Below are 12350 nucleotides of genomic sequence, written 5' to 3' on the forward strand. Positions count from 1 at the left end.
GCTACCGTCAAACCGCGGCGCACGAAGGGGTCAAAATTGGACGCCGATGAGGGGTCAAATTTACAGGCCGATTGACATTCCAGGCTTTGGCCGCACCGGACGCTATCAGGACGCGCTTGTTCAGTGAACGGCCAAGCCGCGCTGCTTCCCCTGTTGGCCCTAAGCTGACGTTTTTGGGACCGTTGGCGTGAGGTCGGCTTATGACCCAACTCGGACATTTGCGCGAGACGGGGGTGGCGGCGAATAAATGCGACGCGCGTACGTTCGAGTAACCCACCTCAGCGCATGGTCGGAGCATGCTCCCGCTTGGCTAACGGCAGAGCACGGTGAACTAAGATTGGAGCGCTGCCAAAGTAGGGCGACAGCGGAATTAAATGTCGGCCCCCTTGTTGGGGTCACCACGCTCTTCTGCGCCCTGTAGTTCCTTCTGCGCTTGGTCCCAGAACTCGTCTTGGCGTCCTTCGGGGTTGCCCGCCTGCTCCCACAGCTCAAACGCGCGTTTCCGTATCTGCTCCTCGGTTGGGTGGGCCATCACGAAATCTCCCAGAGCGCAGGTCCTGCTTTGGACAGGAGGCACAAAGGGCAGGACCGCCGGGCCAAGTTCATCCTAAAGAGCCAATTCGAGCTTCGGAGAGTCGTTCCTTGTCTTCAGGTATGCCGCCGCCCGATCTTCCTCGTCTCGCCACGTGCCTTGTCGGCCGGATCATCCGCCAAGGCCCATATCAGCCGTATCCCGGCCGATGGCCCGAAGTCGGCTTCTGACCCCGGCAGACGTTTGCTGGGCTACTATTGTTCTGGCGTCACTCTGGTTCCGGGTGCACACTGGTTCCTTCACCGCTTGGCACCGTGCTTTGATCGGTGATGAGAACGCCGGTTGCGCTCCCGCCCAATTCACGCAGGGAAAGGAGAGTGCCATGGGACGACGCCCACAATCCCACATTGACGACAATCTGAACGTGGAAAGAACCCGCATCATAGCGGAATTGGAAAACACGCCGCCAGGACCGCGGCGTGATCTCCTAGAACGCAAACTGCGGCAGCACGAAACCGCTTCTCATATAGACGGGTGGCTAACGTCGCCGGGCCTACAACCCCCGGAGGAATAAGGCCGTCTCAGGCCAACCGAGGAATAGATCAATGAATTCGACTCATCGAACGATTTGCAAACGCGAGTGTATGCATGAACGGAACACGCAGTAACTCAAAATACGGGCTTCAAGCATTGGACGGGCAGCAGAAACAAGAGTACCGCGCATATATTATGGGCCTCGACGGACATATCGAGCTTCGCATCGATCTAATGTGCGAGGACGAAATCGAAGCCAGGAAGCGCGCCAGATCCTTAGCTGACGGGTGCGACGTAGAACTATGGTGTCAAGATCGAAAGATTGCGGAATTCAAGAGTGAGTAAGGCCGCCTCAGTTGGCGGCCTCTTTCGTGCTCACCATCCTGCTACATCACCTTATGGCCCATCGCTTGCGTGAATGCGGTGCAGCCGGCCTGTCCTCACGCCCAGCTCTATTCTTCAGCCGACGATGTCACGGTCGATCGCAAAATCATCAAGTAGGAGTGAAGTGCCTCCCGAAAGCAGGCTGGCGATCAGCTCTGCCGCGAGAAAGCTGAATGTGATGCCATTCCCGCCGTAGCCGAAAGCAGCAAAGACATTCCTGTAACCAGGAACTCTCCCAATCAGGGGTAGCCCGTCACTGGTGGTATCGAAGGCGCCCGACCATTTGAAGGCCACATCGCCGGATGCCTGCGGCCAAAGCGCTTTCAGATATGCCCTGAGCGCCTTCACCTTGTCCGGCGTCGCTGCATCGCGGGCGTCTGGCTGAATGAGAGTGTCATCATCCTCACCACCCACGATGATTCGACCGTCCGTTGTCGTACGCGCATAATGATAGTTCTGAGACGCCTCCCAGATCAGTGCTTGCTCAGGCCAGAGATTGTGTGGCTGCGGGACCGTTGCGATCGCCCAACTGGACGCTGGTTTTTGGGCTCTGGGTCGCACAATGTCCGGCATCACATAACCGGTCGCAAGCACCACGTCGCGCGCCTCAACCGACAGTCCGCCCTCAAGACCGACAGTTACGCCCGATCCGGCGCTGTCAAACGCAATCGCATCGGCTTTGAGCAGACGAGCGCCGCGCTTGACAGAAATGCCGAGCAGGCCGCGCGTCAGTCGCACGGGATCGGCGTCGGCCGCATCGCTTGACAGGATCGCGGCAGCCCGGCCGACCGTGAAACGCTGCAGTAATCCGGCATAGTCGAGCAAATGTGACGGCAAATCGGCGCGGGACCTGACTGCATACTCGTCGTTGATGAGTTTTGGACTATCGCCCACGGCAAGATAGAGCGAAAGACGCGGCCGCATTTCGCAGGGAATTCCATGATGCGCGACGAGCGACATCAATGCCCGCGTTGCACCGTGGCTCGCGCGATAGCAGCGAACTGCTTTTTCAAAACCGTAGAGCTGCGTGAGTTCGAGAAGCGGACGGTCGATTTCCCACAGCAGCATCGCCGTGCTTGCGACCGTGCTACCGAGGCTCGGCAGCTCACGATCGATCACCACCACTTGCCGGCCCTGCCGGGTCAGGCGTTCGGCGACCAGAGCGGCGGTGATGCCGGCGCCAACGATCAGCACATCGCAGCGGAAACTCTCGGTCACAGGCTTGATGTTCGGGGGTGGTAGATTGGCCCACGGCGAATATGGGCTTCGCAGGTCGTCCTGTTCGATGTTGTCATCTCTAAAGATAAGACGCTCCCACAAACGCTCGGGCACCGTAAGGGCAACTCATCAAAGGTTGTGGCGTTCCCTACGTGACGGCGCAGCTGAGGGATTGTGGATCTCAAATGGGATCCGGCGCCCTCGTTTAGCAACGATACTCCGCTCCGCTGGTTGAGACTGCAAAGTTGCGGAGCCCTTCATGGCACATCGAGACAAGACTTCAGTATCCCGCCGGCAAATCGTCCGCGCGGCGAGCGCGACGCTCGCTGCGGCTTCGCTGGCATCTTCAACAGCGAAAGGAAACACTGATATGGCCGAGCAGGACCTGGTCGATCCCGTCACCCGCTATCCGAAGCCACCATTCAAGAAGCAGTCACAGCCCTGGCCCGGCCTCGCCGGCAAGATGGAACCGCGTCCCGATCACGGCGAGACAAGCTACAAGGGCTCCGGGCGGCTCGCCGGCCGCAAGGCGCTGATCACAGGCGGCGATTCCGGCATGGGCCGCGCGGCCGCGATCGCATATGCACGCGAAGGCGCCGATGTCGCCATCAACTATCTGCCCGCGGAAGAGCCCGACGCACAGGAGGTCATCGCCCTGATCAAGAAGGAAGGCCGTACCGGCCTTGCGCTTCCCGGCGACCTCAAGGAGGAAGCCTTCTGCAAGAAGCTGGTCGAGCAGGCTATGCAGGGCCTCGGCGGTCTCGACATCATCGTCAACAACGCCGCTCGTCAACAGACGCGCACCTCCATCCTCGACGTCTCGTCGGAGGATTTCGACGCGACCATGAAAACCAACATCTACGCACCGTTCTGGATCATCAAGGCAGCACTGCCGCATCTGAAGCCCGGCTCTTGCATCATCGGCACGACGTCCGAGCAGGCTTACGATCCCTCACCCGATCTCTACGATTACGCACAGACCAAGGCGGCGACCATGAACTACGTGAAGTCGCTGGCGAAGCAGCTCGCCTCGAAGGGCATTCGGGTCAACGGCGTTGCGCCGGGGCCGATCTGGACGCCGCTCCAGGTTTCGGGCGGCGCTACGATGGAGAAGCTCGAGAAGTTCGGCGGCATGACGCCGCTCGGCCGCCCAGGCCAGCCCGCTGAGCTCGCCTCGATCTATGTGCAGCTCGCCGCAGCGGATGCGAGTTATGCGACCGGGCAGGTTTATGGCTCGGCAGGCGGATCAGGACAGCCGTAATCGCTGAAGGCAGACGATTGAGCTCAGGAACCATCATCGGTCCTGAGTTTTACAAAACTGTCATGGAGAACATGTCGCCAGCTTTGGACCCCTGCCTGGACCGATGGCGCTCGTAACAGTCAAACCTACACGGATCGATGTCGCGATCGCCGATGAGATCGCGGCTCACACCGACTACGAGGTCGAGGACGCTTCCAAGGCCCTCACTTGGGGCGCGGACGAGCATGTGCTGCTCGCACTGGCGGCGGCAGGCTGGCTTTATGTCCAGCTCCGCAAGCCGCAGCAGGCCCGACTCGCAAATCACATTCTGACGGCCTCACTCGTGACGGCCGTCCTACCGCATATCCTCAAATCCGCGTTCGACCAGACCAGACCTGATCGGCTGACAATCGTCGGTCACCGGCATGGCGTTCCCGTCTCCGGGCGGGCACGCGATGCCTTTCCATCCGGTCATGCCGTCCACATGGGTGCACTGGCGTCCGCAGCGGGTCTGCTGCCGCCAGCGCGGCGTCGCACCGTGCGTGCTATCACGGTCGCACTTTCGCTGACGCGGATCTCGCTGCTTGCGCATTGGGCAAGCGACGTCGTTGCCGGTTTTGCGCTTGGCGCCGCGGTCGAACGACTCTTGCGGCCTTGGACATTGGCGGGACGTCGCCGCGACCCGCGACGCCCTAGAATTGAAAGGGCGTGATTGATACTGAGAGCTTGCCGTCTGTCGCCTTCTGCACGGAAAACTCGATCTCTTTCGAGGCCTTCACATCACCCACCGTGACTGAAATCGCGCCGCTGCATTGCAAGGTGTGCTTCTGATTGCTCCTGGAGGTCGTCACGATCTTCTCGCCGAGAAGGTAGAGCGGCTTGTTATTCTCCAGGCTGACCTTGGCCGTGGAATTCCTGGCGGCGAATTCGACCAGCGGATTGCGATGATCGTCCGAAACGATATCGAGGATGGCCTTTCGCGTTTCCGGAGAATCGCATTCAGGCTTTCCGCGACGATTTGCAATCATCTCAACGTTGGCAACGTCCTATTAAAGTTCCGTAAAGCAGAACTAGAGAGGCAATCGCCCCTGATCTTCGGACCAATCAATAATCTCGAAGAACATGCCCCGACGAAGCATTTCGGTCTCTAGATTGGCGGCATGCTCCCGCCAATTAGACGTTTCGCGAACTTGGAAGCGCGGTTTCTCTCCGGCAGCCTTCTGAGAATCGTCCGACGCGAGAGCGCCGCGAACACTTTCATACATCATCGTGATGCTGTCGTTTGTGAAAGCTCGATAGTCCATCGGTCCAACAAAAATGCCGTCGCCGGGTTGAGTTCAGCGACGACTCCAGTGGGAGTTCGTTGATATCGACTATGCGCTAGTCGGGATAATGATGGGCTTTGGGGGTTAACGGGCCGTTTCCTGCCCAATATCGGAGAGCGGGACCCGGCGTACGCTCGCTGCCTCGCCCTGTGCTAAAGCCTGGGCTCCACGCCAGGCGCCACACGCCTTCGCGAGAGCCACCAACGAACTGATCAGATACGTCTGGTGGCAGAATTGGCTGAGATCATCGAATGAGCCGCTCACCATGGTGGCAAGTTCACGCGCCGGACCATGCTCTGTTCACCAGCGACCCAACTCCAAACGCCGTTGCCGGTCTGCCGCTCCGTCCATCGTCTAGGACTATCTCGCGACCACCGGCCCGGCGAGGTCAAAGACCGCACGGGGACCCTGCATGTCCTCGCCAATCTAGGAAGCTTGGGGCTGAGAAAGATCGGCGTGGCGCGCTCCAGACAAGCAGAACCTCAGTGTTTCGCTATTACACTTTGTGCCGATACATTGAGGGCCTCGCGGCCATAAGTTACAGCCGTTGGAGGAGACAGCGCCCGGAGGTGGGCACGTTTCGCGGACCTTGCGCATCTTCAGCAGTCGTGGGGCACGCGGGTGCCGGGTATGGCCTGTCTTTTTTCCGCTTGATGCCACGAAAACCGAGTTTTGCGCGCCGAAGATCGGCGCCAGTGACGGCCGCATCGGGCTGCCCGTCCAACAGGCCCGAAGGAACCTGAATCCAGACAATCGGTTATCTCTCAGTTTTAGCATCACCGGTAGGATTGTATGCTTCGCCGGTAGGTTTCTTTTTTCGGGTATCGCTCGGTACTCTGAAACGGGGCGCGGCTGGTCATGGTGGATTATCGCAAAATCTTCGAAAGCTCTCCCGCGCTATTCCTTGTCCTCGGCGCCGACGAGACTTTCCCCATCCTGGACGCCAGCGATGCCTACCTTCGGGCCACTCACACGGAACGCGATGCGATCATAGGTCGCCCTCTGTTCGAAGTCTTCCCGGACAACCCCGAAGATCCGTCTGCGACCGGAATCACGAACCTCCGCGCGTCCCTCAAAAGAGTCCTTGCCGGGGGTCGACCAGATACGATGGCCGTACAGAGGTACGACGTCCGCGGACCGGGCGGCGACTTTGAGCAACGGCACTGGTCGCCCCTGAACTCTCCGGTGATCGGACCGGACGGGCGGGCTCAATACATCATGCACCGGGTCGAAGACGTCACCGACATCACCCGGGGCGACCGCGTGGCCGCGCTTGCAGACGAGACCATGCGGCTCGAAGTCATGCTGCGGGCGCAAGAGCTGCAGGAGGCCAACTGTCAACTGCGGGAGGTTACCGAGCAGTTCTAGGCAGTCTACGACCAGGGCCTGTTCGCCGCGCGCCTCCGCCTGGACGGGACGGTCCTCGACATCAATCGGTCGGCCCTCGAGGTTTGCGGCTTCCAGCGTGCGGACGTCCTCGACCGCCCGTTCTGGGAGTGCGGTTGGTGGAATCGGTCGCAGGAGGTGATGGCGTGGGTCCGTCACGCCGTCGAGCAGGCTATAGCCGGCGAGCCGTTCCGCGGCGAGTCGCTGTATTTTTGGGGTGACGGTTCGGAGCACATCGTTGACTTCGCCTGCATGCCGGTGCGGGACGCGTCCGGCCGCGTGGTCGTCGTCGTGCCGACGGGCATGGACGTCACGGAACGGGTCAGGGCCGAACAGAACCAGCGGGAGTTGGAGGCCGAACGCCGGCGAGCCGAGGCGCTCGCCGAGATCGACCGCGGCAAGACGCGGTTCTTCTCCAACATCAGCCATGAATTCCGCACGCCGTTGACCTTGATGCTTGGGTCGCTCGAAGAGATGAATCGCGAGTCTGGTGGAGCGACGATTCCGGCCGCGTACTTCGATCAGATGGACCTGGTCCACCGCAACGGCTTGCGCCTGCTCAAACTTGTCAACACGTTGCTCGACTTCTCGCGGATTGAGGCGGAGCGCGTGCAGGCCGTCTATGAGGCGACCGATCTCGCCGAGATGACGGCGCATCTTGCCAGCGAATTCCGCTCGGCGATCGAGAAGGCTGGTCTGACACTGGTCGTCGATTGCCCGCCGCTTTCGGACACCGCCTTCGTCGACCGGGAAATGTGGGAGAAGATCGTCCTCAATCTCCTGTCCAATGCCTTCAAGTTCACATTCGAAGGTACGATCGAGGTGTCCCTGCGACAGGCAGACGAGCAGTTCGAGCTCGTCGTCGCCGATACCGGCACCGGCATTTCGACCGCTGAGCTGCCTCGGCTGTTCGAGCGCTTCCACCGCGTGGAGGGTGCGAGGGGCAGGACCTACGAAGGTTCTGGCATCGGGCTTGCGCTTGTGCAGGAGCTTGCGAGGCTACACGGCGGCGAGGTCACCGCCGAAAGCGAACTTGGCAAAGGCTCGACATTCCGGGTGACGATACCCAACGGCACCGCTCATTTGCCACAACGGCAGATCGGCGGCGTCCGCACGCAAGCCTCGACGGGCCTGAGCGCGAGGCCGTTCGTTGAAGAGGCGCTGCGCTGGCTTCCCGATACCTCGGCCGTGCCTAACGAGATCATCGAGGTCGCGTTGCCCGTGGAACAGGCTGCTGCGCCTCAAGCGCAACGGCCGCTCGTTTTGCTGGCGGACGACAACGCCGACATGCGCGAATATCTGACGCGCATTCTCGGCGAGCATTACCGCGTCCACGCGGTGCCGGACGGTGAGGCGGCCTTGGAAGCAATCTCCCGAAAACTGCCCGATCTCCTGCTCAGTGACGTGATGATGCCGCGGATTGGCGGGATGGAATTGCTGACGCGGCTACGCGCAGACCCCCGCACCAGGTCACTGCCAGTGATCCTGCTTTCAGCGCGTGCGGGCGAGCAGACCAAGGTCGAGGCCCTCCGTGCCGGCGCGGACGACTATATTGTGAAGCCGTTCACTGCGCGAGAACTGCTGGCGCGCGTAGACGCGCATCTGAAGATCGCAAGCGTGCGTGGCGAGGTGATGGAAAGCCTTCGTCAAAGCGAAGAACGGTACCGCGCCTTCGTCACCGCGACCTCGGACATTGTCTATCGCATGAGTCCAGACTGGAGCGAGATGCGCAACCTCCAGGGCAAGGACTCCGTCCGCGATACGGAGAGCCCGAGCAAGACCTGGCTCGAAACGTACATTCATCCGGACGATCAGCCGCAGGTCTTGTCGGCCATCGACGAGGCGATCCGGACCAAGACACCGTTCGAGTTCGAGCATCAGGTCAAGCAGATCGACGGTACGTTGGGCTGGGTGCACTCGCGAGCCGTTCCGGTGTTCGACGAGGACGGCGAGATCGTCGAATGGTTCGGATCCGCGCGCGACGTCAGCGAGCGAAGGCGGCACGACGAGACGCAGCGCCTTCTGGTCAGCGAACTCAGCCACCGCGTGAAGAACATGCTCGCGGTCGTCCAGGCGATCGCCCAGCAGACGCTCCGGCGCGCGAAGGACCCGGCCGAGTTCGCGGTGAGTTTCGGCGGCCGCATTCAATCGCTTTCGAGTATGCACGGGCTCCTCAGTCAGTCCGGCTGGCAGCACGCGGATCTCCTCGACATTCTGCGCGATCAGCTTGCTGCGCACGATGCTTCTCGTGTGGTAGCTTCTGGTCCCCCGGTACGGCTTGGGCCGCAGGTCGCGTTGCACGTGGCACTGATGCTGCACGAACTCGGCACCAACTCGGTCAAGTACGGCGCCCTGTCGAAGCCCGAGGGTACTGTGTACGTGGGCTGGGCGGTGAACGACGACAAGCTGCGGCTGGAATGGCGCGAGCGAGGTGGGCCGCCGGTCAAATCGCCCCTCAAACGCGGCTTCGGAACCAACCTCATCGAACAGACCGCGAAGAGCGAGGGTGGAAGCTCTCACGTGTCCGCGGAGGCGGAGGGCTTACGCTGGGAGATCACGCTGCCTCTCAGCGCGGAAAAATCGATTGCGCCGGAAGAGCGCGGCCGGTCCACATCGTCAAGTCGTCCACGCAGCATGCGTCAGGCCGCACCAGCCGAACCGCTCAAAGGCAAGCGATTCCTGATCGTCGAGGACGAGCCCCTGATTGCGCTCGACATCGTCGCTGGTCTGGAAGGCGCCGGTGTGAACGTCGAGGGTCCCATCGGTTCGGTGAAGGACGCGCTTCGGGCGGTCGAGGAAGGTTCGTTCGACGGAGTGCTGCTTGATGCCAATTTGCGGGGAGAACCCGTAGACGAGATTGCTGCGGCGCTCACTCGGCGGAATGTCCCATTCGTGTTCGTGACGGGTTATGGGCGTCAGGCGTTGCCGGAAAGCTTCGCTCGGTCGATGGTGCTGACGAAGCCCTTTACGCAGGAACAGTTGCTTCAGACGGCCTCGCAACTCGTGGGGTCGGAACGCTCGGGCCTATACTTGCTCAAGGACCGCGGCTGACGCAGCGGTTCGTTTGCGGCTCGGCTTCAGCAGTGACATGCACGCCTCGTCAGACGGCCTGGTTCTCGGCCTAGCAAGAACGTTGATCTTCATCAAGAGCCATCGATGGAACTGCAAGGGCCCCTATGCTCGATCCGCAGAACCCGGCTGACGGCCCTGACGACGTCGTCCGCATGATAGGGCTTCTGCGGTGTTAGCCTTTCGGACACCAGACGGGGTGTGACGGGAGAGAAACCGGTCGCATAGATCACGGGTAGATCGGGGTCGTGTTCTCGAGAATGTTCGGAGATCTTCCATCCGTCGATGCCGCCGGGCAACCTGACGTCGGTGATCAGAACGTCGACAACCTGCCGCCCGCACCACGCCAATGCCTCTGCGCCATGCGCCGCGTAGTCGTATCCTTCCTCCCGCCAAGTTTCCACGACGAGCTCGCGTATGAGGCGTCGTCCTCGACGACGAGCATCGCACTGGCGACTCCTTCAACTGACGGGTGGAGCGCTTCTGCCGACAGCAGGCGCGTTGACCGGCGCGGCAGGCCCGCTCTCGCAAGCGGGCTTGCCGGTAACCGTCAGAACCCAGAATAGTAGTCGTTCACCGCTCTTGCGCGTCCCGGGTCGTTCCAGTCCCAGGCATTGTCGTTGCCGTACTTCGGCGCGCCCTGAAGCCTGTCGGCGGTAAGATTGGTCCGGTAGCCGCCAAGACCTGTGTCGTACTTCAGCGATTGCCAGGGCAGGGGGTAGTGATCGTCCCCGATGCCGAGGAAGCCACCGAAGCCGAGAACCGCGTACGACACTTGGCCGCTGACCTTGTCGATCATGACGCGCTCAATCGAACCGATCTTCATGGCGTCGGACCCATAGACCGCTGTGCCTTCGACCTTGTCGCTACCGATCAGCGTACCTGTTTCACGCCTTTCCGTTTCCATCGTCGTCTCCTCCTAGAAACATTGACGCACGACAACTGCGATCGAGAGGCGATCGTTCCTACGTTTTAAAGGTTCGGCGGGAGAGCTATGGAAAAGCGAGCGACGCGGCAAAAACTGATCTCGTACTTCGCGCGTCGCGATGAATTCACCACCCCCGACAACCGGCGCAGCGGAAGGTCACAGGATTTCCAGCCTGTCACCCTGTGCGGAAAAATGAGGTTAAGGTAGTGGCCGGGGATCCGCGACGCGGCTTTTGTGCCATCGATTGGAATGAGCCATCCACTCGGAAATCGGCTCGCCATCGCGATGCCGGCCTCCAGCTTCTGCACCAGCCCAAGCCGCCGCGGCTCCGAACAGCAACGCTGCAGCCGCCGAGAAGGCGATGATGATACTTGCCGCACGAGCCCTCGAGATCGCGCTCTTCGCATTTGCCAGCGTCGTATCAACTCGCCTCTCGGCGTCCGTCGCTGCGAGCCCGGTCAATGCAGTGACCTGCTGAACAAGATAGGTGCGATCCTCGGGGAGGACGCCGCCGTGACTCGAAGCAGTGGCTAGAATTCGCGCGGCTTCAGCACGCTCACCCGTCAGATCAACGTTCGGCGGCCGCCGGGGCGCACGGAAGAGATGATCAAGCTCGTAACTTAGGATCGACGGTTCGGTAGCAGACGGCGGTTGAGTCGTTGCGGACGGGCGGTTTGCAGCACCCGCTATCAGCGCGGTCAGAACAGCTCCGATTAAGACCGCGAGCGCCCAGGCAGCAACGCCATACAGTCCGTCGCGCGTCTCGATGTCATCGGTCGCGGAAGCGTAAGGTGGCCGCACGCGCCCGGCAAAATAGCCGCCGCAGCCAAAACTGATGAGGGACTGAAAGATCAGGTAGACGCCCGACAACAGCCATAGCGCAACGGAAGCATCTCTCCAGGTCGGCGCAGCGGAGGCCATGCCCAGTCCAAGCGCTGTTCCAAAGGAGATCAGTATCAGGGACAAACTCGTAGCGACGAAGGCTCCAACGACGATGGGTGTCCACTGCAATCCCCAGAGCCTGGTTAAGTTGGATGCGGTGGCTGTTTCGGATGCGATCCCGGAGATTGGTTCAATGGCCATGGCGTCTACCTGAGACCGAGTAGAGACAAAATGAACATGACGATGACGATCAGGCCAACGAGATAGATGATTCCATTCATGCGAAGTCCTCCTCTTCGCCACTTCAATGCCAGGCGTGCGTAAGGGTTCCTCGATCCAGACGTTTCCCGCCAGGTGGCGCACTCGCGCGACTCCGGTCGTAAAAGAACAGCCGCGTTGGCGGGGTAAGACAACGCGGCTGGGAAGCAAATCCCCGGAGGAGCCAGGCTTACTTCCTGTTGCTTTGGGGCCGGCCTGATCGCTGCCGGGACCAGAGCCGCCCTGGCCGGACGCGTCAGGCTTCATCATTCCGCCCTTGGTCATGCCGTACTTGTAAAATCCTCACATGCCGTTTCTCAAGGTCGGGGAGACGGCCCCGGTTGGGGGGCTTGGGGGCAAGTAGACCGGGGCTGCTCCGCCAGCATCGGCGGCGATGCTTGGCAGGTCCTCAATTGGCCTTCGGCGCTAGTTGTTCCGCGCCGGTCGATGCAGACGCAGATTCGGCGTCGGTCGCCGGCAGGAATGCGAAGCTGGCAGCATATTTTCGCGTCTGGGATGCGCCAGGCATTGCCGTATCTCGGAATTGGTTTATGCGCGTCGCTGACTGCTTGGATGTCGGTAATGCTGTTCTAT

10 protein-coding genes are annotated in these 12350 nt (G+C 61.0%); 4 read left to right on the forward strand and 6 right to left on the reverse strand.

The window, feature by feature from the left end:
* Positions 1 to 370: 370 nt before the first annotated feature.
* A complete protein-coding gene (locus AC0L3X_RS36060; RefSeq protein WP_084795003.1) occupies positions 371 to 532 on the reverse strand; it encodes a DUF2934 domain-containing protein in 162 nt (53 codons plus the stop codon).
* 993 nt (positions 533 to 1525) lie between these two features.
* The gene (locus AC0L3X_RS36065; RefSeq protein ID WP_084795340.1) at positions 1526 to 2644 is read right to left on the reverse strand and encodes an NAD(P)/FAD-dependent oxidoreductase; all 1119 of its coding nucleotides are present in this window, start codon (positions 2642 to 2644) and stop codon (positions 1526 to 1528) included.
* Positions 2645 to 3038: 394 nt separating this feature from the next.
* Here AC0L3X_RS36065 and AC0L3X_RS36070 point away from each other — a divergent pair, with 394 nt between their 5' ends.
* Both AC0L3X_RS36070 and AC0L3X_RS36075 read left to right on the forward strand, forming a co-directional pair.
* Complete coding sequence (locus tag AC0L3X_RS36070; RefSeq protein ID WP_187387967.1) at positions 3039 to 3929, forward strand: SDR family oxidoreductase; 891 nt, start codon at positions 3039 to 3041, stop codon at positions 3927 to 3929.
* 103 nt (positions 3930 to 4032) lie between these two features.
* Positions 4033 to 4620, forward strand: a complete 588-nt coding sequence (locus tag AC0L3X_RS36075) for a phosphatase PAP2 family protein (RefSeq protein ID WP_063981710.1) — start codon at positions 4033 to 4035, stop codon at positions 4618 to 4620.
* Here the strand turns inward: AC0L3X_RS36075 and AC0L3X_RS36080 are convergent.
* Entirely contained in the window at positions 4601 to 4936 is a 336-nt protein-coding gene (locus AC0L3X_RS36080) for a hypothetical protein (protein ID WP_028160056.1), read from the reverse strand. The genes AC0L3X_RS36075 and AC0L3X_RS36080 overlap by 20 nt on opposite strands.
* Before the next feature lie 1155 nt (positions 4937 to 6091).
* Between AC0L3X_RS36080 and AC0L3X_RS36085 the strand changes: the two genes are divergently transcribed.
* Both AC0L3X_RS36085 and AC0L3X_RS36090 read left to right on the forward strand, forming a co-directional pair.
* On the forward strand, positions 6092 to 6601 hold the full coding sequence (locus tag AC0L3X_RS36085; protein WP_473317223.1) for a PAS domain-containing protein: 510 nt from the start codon (positions 6092 to 6094) through the stop codon (positions 6599 to 6601).
* Positions 6602 to 6640: 39 nt separating this feature from the next.
* Positions 6641 to 9670: a response regulator gene (locus AC0L3X_RS36090; protein ID WP_256376498.1), complete on the forward strand. Its 3030-nt coding sequence runs from the start codon at positions 6641 to 6643 to the stop codon at positions 9668 to 9670.
* A gap of 92 nt (positions 9671 to 9762) precedes the next feature.
* On the opposite strand, the gene AC0L3X_RS36095 is transcribed toward AC0L3X_RS36090, so the two are convergent.
* The 3 genes from AC0L3X_RS36095 to AC0L3X_RS36105 form a co-directional block, all read right to left on the reverse strand.
* Positions 9763 to 10092, reverse strand: a complete 330-nt coding sequence (locus AC0L3X_RS36095) for a response regulator (protein WP_245328568.1) — start codon at positions 10090 to 10092, stop codon at positions 9763 to 9765.
* Positions 10093 to 10238: 146 nt separating this feature from the next.
* A complete protein-coding gene (locus AC0L3X_RS36100) occupies positions 10239 to 10595 on the reverse strand; it encodes a PRC-barrel domain-containing protein (RefSeq protein WP_063981714.1) in 357 nt (118 codons plus the stop codon).
* 219 nt (positions 10596 to 10814) lie between these two features.
* Complete coding sequence (locus tag AC0L3X_RS36105; protein WP_084795006.1) at positions 10815 to 11699, reverse strand: hypothetical protein; 885 nt, start codon at positions 11697 to 11699, stop codon at positions 10815 to 10817.
* Positions 11700 to 12350: the final 651 nt, after the last annotated feature.

Source organism: Bradyrhizobium sp. MI1.7 (genome assembly GCF_055811795.1).

What these genes read in the sequence shown, in the direction of transcription:
- AC0L3X_RS36060 (WP_084795003.1), bottom strand. Translation starts at nt 532, where the DNA reads ATGGCCCACCCAACCGAGGAGCAGATACGGAAACGCGCGTTTGAGCTG.
- AC0L3X_RS36070 (WP_187387967.1), top strand. Translation starts at nt 3,039, where the DNA reads ATGGCCGAGCAGGACCTGGTCGATCCCGTCACCCGCTATCCGAAGCCA.
- AC0L3X_RS36075 (WP_063981710.1), top strand. Translation starts at nt 4,033, where the DNA reads ATGGCGCTCGTAACAGTCAAACCTACACGGATCGATGTCGCGATCGCC.
- AC0L3X_RS36080 (WP_028160056.1), bottom strand. Translation starts at nt 4,936, where the DNA reads ATGATTGCAAATCGTCGCGGAAAGCCTGAATGCGATTCTCCGGAAACG.
- AC0L3X_RS36085 (WP_473317223.1), top strand. Translation starts at nt 6,092, where the DNA reads ATGGTGGATTATCGCAAAATCTTCGAAAGCTCTCCCGCGCTATTCCTT.
- AC0L3X_RS36100 (WP_063981714.1), bottom strand. Translation starts at nt 10,595, where the DNA reads ATGGAAACGGAAAGGCGTGAAACAGGTACGCTGATCGGTAGCGACAAG.
- AC0L3X_RS36105 (WP_084795006.1), bottom strand. Translation starts at nt 11,699, where the DNA reads ATGGCCATTGAACCAATCTCCGGGATCGCATCCGAAACAGCCACCGCA.